Annotated in this window: 12 protein-coding genes; 4 read left to right on the top strand and 8 right to left on the bottom strand. The window is 64.7% G+C overall.

Annotated elements, in window-relative coordinates; genetic code table 11:
* Positions 1–70: 70 nt before the first annotated feature.
* Both IC66_RS0140335 and IC66_RS0140340 read right to left on the bottom strand, forming a co-directional pair.
* Entirely contained in the window at positions 71–1,171 is a 1,101-nt protein-coding gene (locus IC66_RS0140335; protein WP_038951254.1) for a hypothetical protein, read from the bottom strand.
* Entirely contained in the window at positions 1,171–2,607 is a 1,437-nt protein-coding gene (locus IC66_RS0140340) for an MBOAT family O-acyltransferase (RefSeq protein ID WP_038951255.1), read from the bottom strand. Before IC66_RS0140340 ends, IC66_RS0140335 begins: the two co-directional genes overlap by 1 nt.
* 142 nt (positions 2,608–2,749) lie before the next feature.
* Here IC66_RS0140340 and IC66_RS0140345 point away from each other — a divergent pair, with 142 nt between their 5' ends.
* Positions 2,750–4,855 carry a S9 family peptidase gene (locus IC66_RS0140345; protein WP_038951257.1) on the top strand — a complete coding sequence of 702 codons (2,106 nt, stop codon included), beginning with the start codon at positions 2,750–2,752 and terminating at the stop codon, positions 4,853–4,855.
* 216 nt (positions 4,856–5,071) lie between these two features.
* Here IC66_RS0140345 and IC66_RS0140350 read toward each other — a convergent pair whose 3' ends face one another.
* The 6 genes from IC66_RS0140350 to IC66_RS0140375 form a co-directional block, all read right to left on the bottom strand.
* Complete coding sequence (locus IC66_RS0140350) at positions 5,072–6,163, bottom strand: SMP-30/gluconolactonase/LRE family protein (protein WP_038951258.1); 1,092 nt, start codon at positions 6,161–6,163, stop codon at positions 5,072–5,074.
* Positions 6,164–6,237: 74 nt separating this feature from the next.
* Positions 6,238–6,957, bottom strand: a complete 720-nt coding sequence (locus IC66_RS0140355; protein WP_028143861.1) for a ribonuclease activity regulator RraA — start codon at positions 6,955–6,957, stop codon at positions 6,238–6,240.
* A 125-nt stretch (positions 6,958–7,082) separates the two neighbouring features.
* A complete protein-coding gene (gene araD, locus IC66_RS0140360) occupies positions 7,083–8,822 on the bottom strand; it encodes an L-arabinonate dehydratase (protein WP_038951259.1) in 1,740 nt (579 codons plus the stop codon).
* Positions 8,819–9,679: an ABC transporter permease gene (locus IC66_RS0140365; protein WP_028143859.1), complete on the bottom strand. Its 861-nt coding sequence runs from the start codon at positions 9,677–9,679 to the stop codon at positions 8,819–8,821. The genes araD and IC66_RS0140365 overlap by 4 nt, the downstream gene beginning before the upstream one ends.
* 10 nt (positions 9,680–9,689) lie before the next feature.
* On the bottom strand, positions 9,690–10,451 hold the full coding sequence (locus IC66_RS0140370; protein ID WP_018321609.1) for an ABC transporter ATP-binding protein: 762 nt from the start codon (positions 10,449–10,451) through the stop codon (positions 9,690–9,692).
* Positions 10,451–11,470, bottom strand: a complete 1,020-nt coding sequence (locus IC66_RS0140375) for an ABC transporter substrate-binding protein (protein WP_038951261.1) — start codon at positions 11,468–11,470, stop codon at positions 10,451–10,453. Before IC66_RS0140375 ends, IC66_RS0140370 begins: the two co-directional genes overlap by 1 nt.
* 94 nt (positions 11,471–11,564) lie before the next feature.
* On the opposite strand from IC66_RS0140375, the gene IC66_RS0140380 reads away from it, so the two are divergent.
* The 3 genes from IC66_RS0140380 to IC66_RS0140390 form a co-directional block, all read left to right on the top strand.
* The gene (locus IC66_RS0140380; protein ID WP_038951262.1) at positions 11,565–12,278 is read left to right on the top strand and encodes a GntR family transcriptional regulator; all 714 of its coding nucleotides are present in this window, start codon (positions 11,565–11,567) and stop codon (positions 12,276–12,278) included.
* A gap of 196 nt (positions 12,279–12,474) precedes the next feature.
* Entirely contained in the window at positions 12,475–12,894 is a 420-nt protein-coding gene (locus IC66_RS0140385; RefSeq protein ID WP_038951263.1) for a response regulator, read from the top strand.
* Positions 12,872–14,578, top strand: a 1,707-nt coding sequence (locus tag IC66_RS0140390; RefSeq protein ID WP_157158181.1) for a PAS domain S-box protein, incomplete at its 3' end; no start/stop codon positions are given. The genes IC66_RS0140385 and IC66_RS0140390, both read left to right, overlap by 23 nt.

The following is a 14,578-nucleotide window of genomic DNA, read 5'->3' on the forward strand; positions in this document are numbered from 1 at the left end:
GTCAATCCGCCGCACCAGATATGTGCATGCCCTAGTGCGTTCGCAGGGACGACGACTGAGTCTGCCGCGATTACTTCGGCACACGATACGCCTCGACCTGTGACTTCAGCTCATCCAGCGACGCTGTCGGCTGCTTCGGATCGACCCGATATTCCCCATTCGCCAGCCATTGCAGCACCTTCGCATCGATCACCGGCGAATGGTGGATGACGTCGCCGTAATTATCGAGATCGTGCGTCACCGCCTTGATCGCGCGGAAATCGTGCAGACGCACATTGGGAAGCTGCGTGAGGCGCTGCGCGACGACTGCCGTCAGGTCAGTGACGATCTTCAGCGTCTCGGGCGAGGCTTCGCGCATTGCAACGAATTGCAGGACCGAATAGGGCGGGAAGTAGATATCGAAGGTCACGTCGGGGTGGCGCGTGATCAGGCCGACGGCATCGCGCTCGAAATGCCCGGCCATGGCGTCATAGCCGTAGCCTTCGCCGAGAAAGCGGCTGCGCACGGGGCTCGTGATGTAGGCGAAGGCGGCGAGCGTCCTCTTCGCATTGTACTCGCGCGCGACATCGAAATCCCGCGGCAGCGCGTAGATGTCGTCGACATCAGCCAGCGCGAACTTGACGGGAAGAAACGGCGCCGCGCGGGTCAGCGGCCCTTGCAACGGCGGGACCGACCGCAGCAGCGCGAACAGCGCCTCTTTCGCCATCGCGGCGCTGAACAGATAGGACGCGATGCCCTTGGTCGTGCCGCGATAGAGATCGACGGACAGATAGGGATCGGCCTCGATGCCGGCCGCATCGACGAAGATGAAATCGTCCATCGCCCAGATCACGCGCCTCGCGCCGCGGTCGATCGCCTGCTCCAGCACGAAGGCCTGCTGGCGTGAGTTGGAGCCGGTCATCGCCAGCTTGAGCGAGCGAACGCCGAGCGCACGGTCGATGTCGCTCTGGCGGAAATGGATCGCGAGCGAGGTGCCCATGAAGGCGGCGTCGAACGACTGGCTGCGGATCAGCCCGGCATTCTGCACGCGCGTATCGTCGGAATAGAAGGCGGTGCGCGACGGGCGGAACAGCTGCAGGGGATCGACGACGTAGGTGAGCACGGCCGCACCGAGCACGAATGCGATGCTCGCGAGCAGAAGACGCTTGAGACTGGTGAACGGCCCGCGCATCAGAACCGGAAATAGATGAATTCGCTGTGGCTCTGGATGCCCAAGATGCCGAACGCAAGCACCAGCGATGCGCCATAGAGAAACAGCGGCCGCATGCGCCCTGCCCGCAAGTTCTCGCCGACCCGGCGGTTAGCGTGATCGTATCCCAAGATGCCTTGCGTGTTCGGCGCCAGCCACACCAGCGCAGCGTAGATGGAGATCAGCACCAGCGCCGCGATCTCCTCACGGCCAAAGACGATGTTCGAGGGATCGGCCATGGCGTGAAGGACGCGCAGCGCCCATGCGACGCTCTCGGCGCGGAAGAACACCCAGGCGACGACGACGGCGGGGAACGTCAGCGCTGCTCCGGCGATGCGAACCGGACGCGCAAGGACCGACGGAATGGTTGGCATCAGGGCGTTGAAAGCGTGATTGACGCAGAGATAGGCCCCGTGCAGCGCACCCCAAATGACAAAAGTCCAGGCCGCACCGTGCCAGAGCCCGCCCAGCAGCATCGTGATCATCAAATTGAGGTAGCGCAGCACGCGGCCGTGGCGGTTGCCGCCGAGCGGGATATAGAGATAGTCGCGCAAAAATTGCGACAGCGTCATGTGCCAGCGGCGCCAGAACTCGACGATGCTGGACGCCTTGTAGGGCGAGTTGAAATTCACGGGCAGGAAGATGCCGAACATCAGCGAGATCCCGATCGCCATGTCGGAATAGCCGGAGAAATCGAAATAGAGCTGGAACGTGTAGGCAAGTGCGCCGAGCCAGGCCTGGTCGAAGCTCGGCGAGCGCGCCTCGAAGGCGAGTGCGACCAGCGGCTGGATGCCGTCGGCGAGACAGGTCTTCTTGAACAGGCCGATGGCAAAGATGATGACACCGCACAACATGAGATGTCCGTCCGGACGCTTGGTCTCCTTCCGCTCGAATTGCGGGATCATATCCTTGTGGTGGAGGATCGGCCCGGCGATCAAATGCGGAAAATAAGTCACGAACAGCGCGTAGTGCGCCAGCGCATAGGCTGCGACCTGCCCGCGATAGGCGTCCACCAGGAACGCAATCTGCGTGAACGTGTAGAAGGAGATGCCGACCGGCAGCAGGATGTGAACCGCGGCATGCGTGCCGAACAAGGCGTTGAGGTTCTCGGTGAGGAAGCCGGCATATTTGAAGATGCCGAGCACGAGAAGATCGCCGACGACACCGAGCGCGAGCGCCGCCTTGCGGTGCGACGGGCCGAGCTTCGCCACGATGAGGAGATGGCCGACGCCGTAATTGAAGGCGATCGACAGCAGCAACAGCGCCACGAACTGCCAGTTACCGATGGCGTAAAAGGCGAGCGAGGCCAGCGCCAGCCAGATCACCGGGGTGAGATTGCTGCGCCGCCCGAGCCAGAAATAGCCGGCCAGCACGACGGGCAGGAACAACAGGATGAACGGGTAGGAATTGAACAGCATCAGGCTGGACCGGCGGCGGGGATATTGGTCCGTAAAGCATACAAGGGGCCGGTCAACAACCCGGCAGGCCTGGCGGAGTCGTGCTGGCAATTCGTGGAATCGGGACGATATAAGATGGAACACGTATTGAAATGAGGACCGAGTGACCCAGGCCAAAACCCCTTCCCAGCCCCCCGTCGCCCCGCGCCGGCCGCATTCCTTCACGCGGCACGGGATCACCGTGACCGACGACTATGCCTGGCTGAAGGACGCGAAATGGCAGGAGGTGCTGCGCGATCCCAAGGTGCTGGATCCCGACATCCGCAAATATCTGGATGAGGAGAACGTCTACACCGACAGCCTGCTCGGCCACACCGCCGGCCTGCAGAAGACACTGGTGCGGGAGATGCGCGGGCGGATCAAGGAGGACGATTCCAGCGTGCCGTCGCCGGACGGCCCGTTTGCCTATTTCCGCAGGTTTCGCGAGGGCGGGCAGCACGAGCTGTTCGGCCGCATGCCGCGCGACGGCGGCGACGGCGAGATCGTGCTCGACGGCGATGCGCTTGCCAAAGACCACAAATATTTCAGGTTCGGCGGCAGCCGGCACTCCTACGATCACAAGCTGCAGGCCTGGAGCGCCGACACCAAGGGCTCGGAATATTTTTCGATCCGCGTGCGCGACTGGGCTACGGCCAAGGATCTCGACGACGTGGTCGAGGAGACCGATGGCGGCGTGGTCTGGGCCGCGGATTGCAAGAGCTTCTTCTATGTGAAGCTCGACGACAATCACCGGCCGATGCAGGTGTGGCGGCACAGGCTCGGCACCAAACAGGCCGACGACACGCTGATCTATGAAGAGCAGGATGCCGGCTGGTTCACCCATCTGCACGAGAGCACCAGCGGCCGCTTCTGCGTGATCGCCGGCGGCGACCACGAGACCTCGGAGCAGCGGCTGATCGATCTCGCCAACCCCGAGGCGCCGCCGCGCCTCGTCGCGGCGCGCGAGGAAGGCGTGCAATATTCGCTGGCCGATCGCGGCGATCAGCTCTTCATCCTCACCAATGCCGACGATGCCATCGACTTCAAGATCGTCACCGCGCCGCTTTCTTCGCCCGAGCGCAAGAACTGGCGCGATCTGATCCCGTATCGTCCCGGCATCTACCTCATCGACCTCGATCTCTATGCCGGCCATCTGGTGCGGCTGGAGCGCGCCAATGCGCTGCCGGCGATCGTGATCCGCGATCTCGTCTCGAACGAGGAGCATGCCATCGCCTTCGATGAGGCCGCCTATTCGCTGGACACGATGGGCTCCTACGAATTCGAGACGACGAATTTGCGCTTTGCCTATTCGTCGATGACGACGCCGTCGGAAGTCTATGACTACGACATGGTCAAGCGCACGCGCACCTTGCGCAAGCGCCAGGAGATTCCGTCGGGCCATAACGCGGCCGATTACGTCACCACGCGCATCACGGCAAAGGCGCATGACGGCGCCGAGGTGCCGGTGTCGATCCTCTACCGCCGCGGGCTGAAGCTCGACGGCACGGCGCCGCTGCTGCTCTACGGCTACGGCTCCTACGGCATGGCGATGCCGGCCTCGTTCAACGCCAACCGCCTGTCGCTGGTCGACCGCGGCTTCGTCTACGCCATCGCCCATATCCGCGGCGGCGCTGACAAGGGCTGGGGCTGGTATCTCGACGGCAAGCGCGAGAAGAAGACGAATTCGTTCGACGATTTCGCCGCCAGCGCGCAGGCGCTGATCGACGCGAAGTACACGAGCGCAAAGCGCATCGTCGGCCATGGCGGCTCGGCCGGCGGCATGCTGATGGGCGCGGTCGCCAACCGTGCCGGCGAATTGTTCGCAGGGATCGTCGCCGAAGTGCCGTTCGTCGACGTGCTCAACACCATGCTCGACGACACGCTGCCGCTGACGCCGCCGGAATGGCCGGAATGGGGCAACCCGATCGAGAGCGAGCAGGATTTTCGAACGATCCTGTCCTACTCGCCCTACGACAATGTCGCGGCGAAGGCGTACCCGGCGATCCTGGCGATGGGCGGGCTCACGGATCCGCGCGTGACTTATTGGGAGCCGGCGAAATGGATCGCGCGCCTGCGCGCTACCATGAGCGGCGGCGGTCCGGTCCTGCTGCGCACCAACATGGGCGCCGGTCATGGCGGCGCGTCGGGGCGGTTCGACCGGCTCGATGAAATCGCGATCGTCTATGCGTTCGCGCTGTGGGCGGCGGGGGTGGCGGAGGCCGGGGTGTAGCGATAGCCGCAGCCGTCGCAACACCTTCCGCTGTCGTCCCCGCGAAGGCAGGGACCCATACCGCGTGATGTATCGATGGAGTGCGGGTAGCCGTACCGGAAGACTTTCTAACTGGCGATCTTCGCCAAACTTCTCCCTGTTTCTATGGGTCCCGGATCGGCGCTTCGCTTCGCTGCGCTTGTCCGGGACGACATCGAGTGTGAGGCGCGAGATATCTCACACCGCCCCGTGCGCTTCGACATACAGCGCATAGACCGAATGGCTGCTTGCCATGTAGAGCCGGTTGTTCTTCGGGCCGCCGAAGCAGAGATTGGCGCAGCGCTCGGGCAACCTGATGAAGGCGAGCGGCCTGCCGTCCGCGTTGAACACCATGACGCCGTCGAGATCTTCGGGCCTGGCCTTGAGCTGAAACACCTTGCGGCCGCCGACATCGGTCGGCTCGGATTGCAGCGCGCCGTTGGAACCCCAGCCGCACCAGAGATTGCCGTCGCGGTCGACGCGGAAACCGTCGAGCGAGCCCTGGTCGGCGGCGTCGATCAGCTTGGTCTTGCCGCTGAGCGCGCCGTCGTCGCCGACATTGTAGCTCCAGATGCTGCGGTTGGGCGTGCCCTTCCACTCGACGATGTAGAGCTTCTTCTCGTCCGGCGAGAAGGCAAGGCCGTTGGGATTGACGAGGTCGGTGAGGACGGCACTGATCTTGCCGTCCTTGGCGATGCGGTAGACGTTGGTGGTGGCCTGCTCGGCCTTTTCCTTCTTGCCTTCCCACTCGCCATTGATGCCGAACAGCGGATCGGTGAACCAGATGCTGTCGTCGGACTTCACCACGATATCGTTCGGCGCGTTCAGCCGCTTGCCCTCGAACTTGTCGGCGAGCACGGTGATCGTGCCGTCCGTCTCGGTGCGGGTGATGCGGCGGGTCACGGAGTGCTCGCAGGTGACGAGACGGCCCTGGCGGTCGCGCGCATTGCCATTGGCGTAATTGGCATTGGCGCGGAACACGCTGGTCTGGCCGGTCTTCTCGTCGAACTTCATGATCCGGTTGTTGGGAATATCCGAGAACAGGAGATAGCCGCCCTCGGGGAAATAGGCCGGGCCTTCGGCCCAGCGCATGCCTGATGCGACCTGCTCGACCGTCGAGGAATAGAGCCGGTATTTTGCGAAGCTGGGATCGAGGATCTGGACGGCGGGATCGGGGTAGCGCTGGTTCGGCGTGAACGGGAACGACTGGGCGCCGGCGGCGCGGGCGAGAAGCGTCGATGCTGCCGCTGCGCCGGCGGCGGCCATGAGGTTACGTCGCGTGAAATTCATTGAAATCCTCCCTGCTTGCTAAAAGGCCGGCGCTTGATGCGCCGGCTCGTTTCTTGACGTGAGTTCGTTTTGGTTTAGCGGCCGTTCTTCTTCCGCCACTCCGCGAAGTCGGTGAGCGTCTGCGGATCGGTGGCGGGATAGAGACCGAAGATGCCGCGTCCCTTGCCGACTTCCTCGGTGACGAAATCCTCAAACGCCGTCATCTCGAAGGTTTCGTTGGCGATCTCGTCGGCGAGATGGGCGGGGATCACGATCACGCCGTCGGCGTCGCCGAGAATGACGTCGCCGGGGAACACCGGCGCATCGCCGCAGCCGATGGGCACGTTGATCTCGATCGCCTGGTGCAGCGTGAGATTGGTCGGCGCCGACGGGCGGTGGTGATAGGCGGGGATGCCGAGCTTGGCGATCTCGGCGGAATCGCGAAAGCCGCCGTCGGTGACGACACCGGCGACACCGCGCTTCATCAAGCGCGTCACCAGGATCGCGCCGGCCGAGGCCGCGCGCGCGTCCTTGCGACTGTCCATCACCAGAACGCTGCCTGCCGGACAATCCTCGACCGCCTTGCGCTGCGGATGGGAGCGATCCTTGAAGACGTCGATGGTGTTGAGATCCTCGCGCGCCGGCATGTAGCGCAGCGTGAAGGCTTCGCCGACCATGGTCGGCTGGTCGGCACCGAGCGGATGCACGTCCTGGATCATCTGGATCCGCAGGCCGCGCTTGAACAAGGCGGTGGCCACTGTGGCCGTGGAGACGGATTTGAGCTTGTTGCGGGTGGCTTCGCTGAGTTTTGTCATTTGGTCGAACTCTCTCTTTCGTCATTCCGGGATGGCCCGCAGGGCCAGGCCCGGAATCCATAACCACGATCGGGAGTATGGATTCCGGGCTCGCGCCAAGGGGCGCGCCCCGGAATGACAGTGGGCTAGTAAATAGACGGCTCGCCGATCGGCGCGCCGAAATCGGTCTCGAGGAAGTCGAAGTCACAGCCGTCATTGGCCTGCTTGATGTGCTTGGTGAACATCCAGCCATAGCCGCGCTCGAAGCGGCGCTCGGGCTGTTTCCAGGCGGCGCGGCGTTTTGCGAGCTCGGCTTCGGGGACGTCGAGATTGATGGTGCGGGCGGCAACGTCGAGCGTGATGCGGTCGCCGTTCTGCACCAGCGCCAGCGGGCCGCCGATGTAGGATTCCGGCGAGACGTGCAGGATGCAGGCGCCATAGCTGGTGCCGCTCATGCGCGCATCCGAGAGGCGCACCATGTCGCGCACGCCCTGCTTCACGAGCTTGGTCGGGATCGGCAGCATGCCCCATTCCGGCATGCCCGGGCCACCTTGCGGCCCCGCATTGCGCAGGATGAGAATGTGGTCTTCGGTGACATCGAGATCGGGATCGTCGACCGCCTTCTTCATCGAGGGATAATCGTCGAACACCAGCGCCGGCCCGGTGTGCTTGAGGAAGCGCGGCGCACAGGCGGAAGGCTTGATGACGCAGCCGTCGGGCGCGAGATTGCCCTTGAGCACGGCGAGCGCGCCTTCCTTGTAAATGGGATTGTCGACCGAGCGGATCACATCGGCATTGTGCACCTCGGCGCCCGCGATGTTCTCAGCCAGTGTCTTGCCGGTGACGGTGATGCAGTCGAGATGCAGATGCGGCTTGATCTGCCCCATCAGCGCCGGCAGGCCGCCGGCATAGAAGAAGTCTTCCATCAGATACGCATCGCCGCTCGGCCGCACGTTGGCGATCACGGGCACCTTGCGGCTCGCGATCTCGAAATCGTCGAGGCCGATGTCCTTGCCGGCGCGGCGAGCCTGCGCGATCAGATGGATGATGGCGTTGGTCGAGCAGCCCATCGCCATCGCGACCGCAATCGCGTTCTCGAAGGCTTTTCTGGTCTGGATCACCTTCGGCGTCAAATCCTCCCAAACCATCTCGACGATGCGTCGGCCGCATTCAGAGGCCATGCGGATGTGATTGGCGTCGGCCGCGGGGATCGAGGAGGCGCCGGGCAGCGTCATGCCGATCGCTTCGGCAATGGCCGTCATGGTCGAGGCCGTGCCCATGGTCATGCAGGTGCCGTAGCTGCGGGCGATGCCGGCCTCGATGTCGAGCCAGTCCTTGTCGGAGATCTTTCCGGCGCGGCGCTCGTCCCAGTATTTCCAGCCGTCCGAGCCGGAGCCGAGCGTCTTGCCCTTCCAATTGCCGCGCAGCATCGGGCCGGCCGGCAGATAGATCGCCGGAATGTTCATCGACGTCGCGCCCAGCAGCAGCGCCGGCGTGGTCTTGTCGCAGCCGCCCATCAGCACGACGCCGTCGACGGGATGGCTGCGCAAGAGCTCCTCCGCGTCCATCGCCAACAGATTGCGATAGAGCATGGTGGTCGGCTTCAGCAGCGATTCCGACAGCGATAGCGCCGGCAGCTCCAGCGGCAGGCCGCCGGCCATCAGGATGCCGCGCTTGACGTCGTCGACGCGCGACTTGAAGTGCATGTGGCAGGGCTGCGCGTCCGACCAGGTGTTGAGGATCGCGATGATCGGCCGGTCCTTCCACTCCTCCGGCGCGTAGCCCATCTGCATGGTGCGGGAGCGGTGGCCGAACGAGCGGAGATCGTCGGGCGCGAACCAGCGCGCGCTGCGGAGCTGGTCGGGCGTTATTTTCTTCTTGGTCATGATTGGGTGCCCCATTTCTGCACGGTGTTCCGCTCGATGGCGCGGAAGATCAGGTTCTCGACAAAGAGCCCGATGATGATCACCGTCAAGAGGCCCGCGAACACGGCGGGTATGTCGAGCAAATTGCGGTTCTCGAAGATGAACCAGCCGAGCCCGCCCTGCCCCGAGGACACGCCGAACACCAGCTCCGCCGCGATCAGCGTGCGCCAGGCAAAGGCCCAGCCGATCTTGAGGCCGGTGAGGATCGAGCCGAAGGCGGCCGGGATGAGAATTTTTGCGACGTAGGGCAAGCCGCTCAGGCCGTAATTGCGGCCGACCATGCGCAGCGTGTTGGACACGCTCTTGAAGCCGGAATGGGTGTTGAGCGCGACCGGCCACAGCACCGAATGGATCAGCACGAAGACGAGGCTGCCATTGCCGAGGCCGAACCAGATCAGGGCCAGCGGCAGCAGCGCGATCGCCGGCAACGGATTGAACATCGCCGTGACAGTCTCGAGGAAATCGGTGCCGATGCGGGTCGAGATCGCGAGCACGGTGAAGATGGCGGCGAGCGCGATGCCGGCCGAATAGCCCATGAACAGAACTTTCAGCGACGTCCAGGCCCGCATCGGAATGGTGCCGTCCTTGACGCGGTCGAACAGCGTGATCGCGGTGTCGTGCAGTGTCGGGAACAGCAGCGGATTGTCGAGGGTGAGGCCGTAGGCTTCCCAGACCGCCGCCAGGAACAGGATGATCACCGACTTGCGGACGAAGCCGTCGTTCCACAACAGCTCAAGCACGCTCAGCTTGCGCTCGACCTCGCCTGCGCCGATGGCAGCAACCGGTTCGGCCCGCAGCAATATCCTGGCTTCGCCCATCAGAGGCTCCTCAATGCGCGGTGGCTTCGCCGGCGAACAGGAGATCGTGGATCTCCTTCTCCAGCCGGCCGGCGCTGCCGTCTTCGTTCGAGACCTTGTCGACGTCGATCACCTCGGCCTTGACGCGGCCGGGATGCGGCGACAGCAGCAGGATGCGGTTGCCGATGCGGATCGCCTCCGCAATCGAATGGGTCACGAACAGCACGGTGAACTTGGTCTCGCTCCAGAGCTGGAGCAGCTCGTCCTGGCAGGTGCGGCGCGTCAACGCATCGAGCGCCGCGAACGGCTCGTCCATCAAGAGGATATCAGGCTCCATCGCCATGCCGCGCGCGATCGCGACGCGCTGCTTCATGCCGCCGGACAGCGTGTGCGGATAGGCATCGACCACGCGGGTGAGGCCGACCTTCTCGATATAGGCCCGTGCCTTGGCCTCGGCGTCCCTGCGCGACAGTTTTCGCGCAGTCAGCAGCGGAAACATGACGTTGGCGAGCACGCTCTTCCACGGCAGGAGCTGGTCGAACTCCTGGAAGATCATCATCCGGTCGGCGCCGGGACCGTGGATCTCGCGATCGCCTATGGTCATGCGGCCCTCGCTCGGGGTCATGTAGCCGCCGACGGCCTTGAGCAGGGTCGACTTGCCGCAGCCGGACGGACCCAGCAGCACGAAGCGGTCGGACTTGTCGACCGTGAAACTCACCCTCTCCGTGGCGGTGACGACTGCGCTGGAGGTCTTGTAGCGCAGCGTCACGGAGCTGACGTCGAGCAGCGCCATCAGTTGCCCTTCAGATCGTGCGCGACGGGGAGATAATAATCCGTCCAGGCCTTGGGCTGGCTCTTCAGCGTGCCGGTCTTGAACAGATGCGCAGCGAATTTCATCGTGCCCTGCGGCTCGAGATTCCACTCCATCATGCCGGGCTCCTTGAGCAGATCGAGCAACTCCTCGACCGAGGTCTTGTCGCCGGTGATCTCCTTGTAGATCTCGACCGCCTGCTTCGTGTCGCTGCGGATCAGGGCCTGCGCTTCCTTGGTCGCGTCGCGCACGGCCTGGATGATCTTTGGATTGGCCTCGGCGAATTTGGTGGTGGTGAAGAACTGGGCCTGGCTGAGCGGCCCGCCCATCACGTCCGGCGACGACAGCACGATATGCGCGCCCGGCACGTTCTTCAGCTCCAGGAAGGTGAAGGGCGGGATGGAGAAGTGGTTGTGCACCTCGTGCTTGGGATTGGACAGCGCCGCATAAGCGTCGGGATGGCCGAGTTGAACGGTGTTGGCATCCAGCTTCGACCATTGGTCGGCGCCGAAGGCCTCGGCGGCCGCGATCTGCAGCACGATCGCCTGGGTCGACACCTTGACGGTCGGCACCGCGATCTTGTCGGAGGGGCCGAAATCCCTGATCGACTTGATGTTGGCGTCGCGGCTGATCAGCGTCATCGGCTGCGCCGAGGTCGCGACGATGCCCTTCACGCCGCCGCGGGTGCGGTCCCACAGCAGCAGAAGATTGCCGGTGCCGGTGTTGAGGATGTCGACGCCGCCCGCGAGCAGCGCATCGGTCTGCGCGCCGCCGCCGGAGAAGGTGATCCATTTGGTGGTGACGCCCGCGAGGCCGAGTGAAGCTGCGTGCTTCTCGATCAGCTTCAGCTTCTCCATGATGTGGCTCGGCATGTAGAAAATGCCGGGCTGGCGCGACAGCGCGATCTCGGATTTCTGCTGCGCACGCGCCGGCGAAGCCGCCAGCACGGTTGCGACGATCAGGGCGATGGCGGCAGCGCCACGCTGGAATGGCTTGATCATAATTGTTCGTTTCCTCCGGCCGCCATTGACGAGCGATCCTGCTGATGCACTAATGCATTAGTGCATCAAAGGCAAGTCCGCCGGAGCCCTCGCCATGGAAACAGCCCATCCCGCGCCCCGCGCGGCCCGCCCCGGCGCGCGGCTCGACCGGGCCCGGCAGGCCGCGCCGCAGGTGTTCGAGCGGCTGCGCAACGCCATTCTCGCGCTCGAACTGCCCCCGGGCTCGCCGCTGTCGCGCACGGATCTCGCCGCGCAATTCGGGGTCAGCTCGACGCCGATCCGCGACGCCCTGATGCGGCTCGAGGAAGAAGGGCTCGTGGACGTGTTTCCGCAGCACGCGACCGTGGTCAGCCGGGTCGATGTCGGCCGCGCCGAGCAGGCGCATTTCCTGCGCCAGGCGCTGGAGCTCGAAATCGTCCGGCTGCTCGCGGAGCAGCATGACCAGGCCCTGGTCCTCCGCCTCGACCATGTGATCGCGCTTCAGCAGCAGTTCGCGAAAGCCGGGGACTTCGAGAGCTTCATCGCCGCCGACAATGATTTTCACGCCCAGCTTTATGCGGCGGCCGGCAAGCAGGAGCTCTGGACGCTGGTGCGCAGCCGCAGCGGACATATCGACCGGCTGCGCCGGCTGCATTTGCCCTCACCCGGCAAGGCCCAGAACATCGTCCGTCACCACAAGCTGATCACCCGCGCGATCGAAGCCGGAGATTCCGATGCCGCGCAACAGCATCTGCGCAAGCATTTGTCGGGCACGCTCAGCGAACTCGACAAGATCCGGAGCCATTATCCGGAATATCTGACCGATTAGACAGACCACCAGCCTGACGAACCCTTATGCACGCAACCGTGCATAAGCATGCGTCCCCGTTTTCGGCTTAGGCGAGCATTCACCGGACGTTCGCGAAGTGCTTGCAGGCCGGGCTGAATCCGCGCAACAATTTCGTCTTTGATGGTTTGATTTGCGGCCGGTGGGGACGTCCTGTCCGGCCCGGAGGAATTCAGACGTGGCCAACATCCTGATCGTGGATGACGACCCGGCCGTCCAACTCACGATCCGGCTGCTCCTGGAGAGGGCCGGTCATCACGTCACCGTCGCGGGCGATGGCCGCAAGGGACTTGCGCTGTTCGAGGCCAGCCGGTTCGACCTCCTGTTTCTCGACATCTTCATGCCCGGCATGGACGGGCTGGAGACGATGCGTCACATCCGGGTGCTGGCTCCGGCCATTCCGATCATCGTCATTTCCGGCCGTTCGATCACGCCGGATGCCTATGCGGAGCCGGACTTCCTGAAGATGGCGACCAAGCTCGGCGCGGTGGCAAGTTTGCAAAAGCCGTTCCGGCCCGACGCCCTGCTCGCCGCGGTCGAAGGCTGCCTGAAAGCAGGCGAGCCGGAGGGGTCCGATGTCAGCTCCGGCCACCGATGACGGGGGCGCCGCTGCTCCAGGCCAGACCAGGCGCGGTCATCCGGGAAGCCCTGCGAACATCCGCTTGACCCTCGCAACGCGGCTGGCGATCGCGATGATCCTGCTGGTGGCGGTCACCGTGGCCGCAGTCGGATGGCTCGGCTTTCGCAACACCACGCAAGCGGTCATTCCGCGCGTCCTGGAGCGGGTCGAGGCCCAGTCACGCCTGCTCGCGGCCAACCTGGAATCCTATGTTGCCGGAGTCCGCGGCGATTTGATCGGCTATCGCTCTGCCGCGGCCATCAACGGCCTGATCCGCGCCCGTCTCGGCGGAGGAGTTGACCCCCTTGACGGCGTTACAGAGCAGACCTGGCGCGACCGCATCGCGACGCGGCTCGCAGCCGAGATCGAGGCCAAGCCCAGCTACGGGCAGTTTCGCATCATCGGTCTCGACGACGACCAGCGCGAGCTGGTCCGCGTCGACCGCTCCGGCCCGCATGGAGCGGCGCGGATCGTCCCCAACAGCGAGCTGGAGCGCAAGGGCGACCGAGCCTACTTTCAGGACACGATGAGGCTGGCGCCGGGCGAGATTTACGTGTCGCCGATCGATCTCGCGACCCGCCAGGGGGGCACCACGGTCTTGCACACTCCGACGCTGCGGGTCGCTACGCCGCTGTTCACGCCGGATGGCAAGCCGTTCGGGATCATCATCGCCAATATCGACATGCGTCCGGCCCTCGACCGCATCCGCTCGACGGCGAGCTCGGGTGGCGAGATCTACGTCGTGAATTCGCACGGCGATTATCTCGTTCATCCCGATCGCGCGCGGGAATTCGCCTCATTGCAGGGCCGCCCCACCAACTGGCGCGATGATTTTCCATTCTTCTCGGCCATGGCCGGCACGTCGGACCTATCCACGCGGCTCATGACCGACGCGTCGGGCCGGCCGACCGGCGCGGCGATCGCACCGGCGCTGCTGGCGGGCAAGGAATGGACCGCAATCATCGTGACCATTCCCCCGTCCGTCTTCGGCCGGGTGCCGGCCGCCATTCAAAAGACGTCCGTGCTGGTCGGCGTGCTCGCCGTCCTCGCCGCAGGGGCGCTCGCGGTGCTGCTGGCGCGCTCATTGACCCGCCCGATCGGCCGCCTGACCGCGGCCGTGGAGGCGATCGGCCGCGGACGGCAGGCGGACATCCCCGTCGATGCCAGCGGCGAGACGGGCGTGCTGGCGCGGGCTTTCGCCCAGATGGTCGAAGAGACGCGGGCGAAGACAGCCGCTCTCGAGCGCGAGATCCGCGAGCATCGCCGCACCGAGGCCGCGCGAAGCCATCATGCGGCACGCGAGCAATTGTTCAGCGCCGCCGTCGAATCGTCCGACGATGCGATCGTGATGCAGACGCTCGACGCCATCATCACGGGCTGGAATCCGGCCGCCGAGCGGCTCTATGGCTATTCGGCGAGTGAAGCGATCGGGAAATCCACTGCGATCATCGTGCCGCCCGACCGGCGCGAGCATGGCAAGGACTACCTGGCGCGGATCGCGCGGGGCGAGTCGATCGAGCGGTTCGAGACGGTGCGCCTGCGCAAGGACGGCACGCCGGTCGAGATCTCGCTCAGCCTCTCGCCGATCAGGGGGCCGTCCGGCGAGATCATCGGCGTCTCCGGGACCGCGCATAGTCTCACCGAGGCGCGGCGGGCCGAGCGG

The organism is Bradyrhizobium genomosp. III (assembly GCF_000261705.1).
Lineage (GTDB): Bacteria > Pseudomonadota > Alphaproteobacteria > Rhizobiales > Xanthobacteraceae > Bradyrhizobium > Bradyrhizobium ottawaense.

Bases quoted from the DNA above. Each gene is read 5' to 3' on its own strand.
- IC66_RS0140375 (WP_038951261.1), bottom strand. From the start codon at position 11,470: ATGATCAAGCCATTCCAGCGTGGCGCTGCCGCCATCGCCCTGATCGTC.
- IC66_RS0140340 (WP_038951255.1), bottom strand. From the start codon at position 2,607: ATGCTGTTCAATTCCTACCCGTTCATCCTGTTGTTCCTGCCCGTCGTG.
- IC66_RS0140355 (WP_028143861.1), bottom strand. From the start codon at position 6,957: ATGACAAAACTCAGCGAAGCCACCCGCAACAAGCTCAAATCCGTCTCC.
- IC66_RS0140380 (WP_038951262.1), top strand. From the start codon at position 11,565: ATGGAAACAGCCCATCCCGCGCCCCGCGCGGCCCGCCCCGGCGCGCGG.
- IC66_RS0140370 (WP_018321609.1), bottom strand. From the start codon at position 10,451: ATGGCGCTGCTCGACGTCAGCTCCGTGACGCTGCGCTACAAGACCTCC.
- IC66_RS0140335 (WP_038951254.1), bottom strand. From the start codon at position 1,171: ATGCGCGGGCCGTTCACCAGTCTCAAGCGTCTTCTGCTCGCGAGCATC.
- IC66_RS0140350 (WP_038951258.1), bottom strand. From the start codon at position 6,163: ATGAATTTCACGCGACGTAACCTCATGGCCGCCGCCGGCGCAGCGGCA.
- araD (WP_038951259.1), bottom strand. From the start codon at position 8,822: ATGACCAAGAAGAAAATAACGCCCGACCAGCTCCGCAGCGCGCGCTGG.
- IC66_RS0140365 (WP_028143859.1), bottom strand. From the start codon at position 9,679: ATGGGCGAAGCCAGGATATTGCTGCGGGCCGAACCGGTTGCTGCCATC.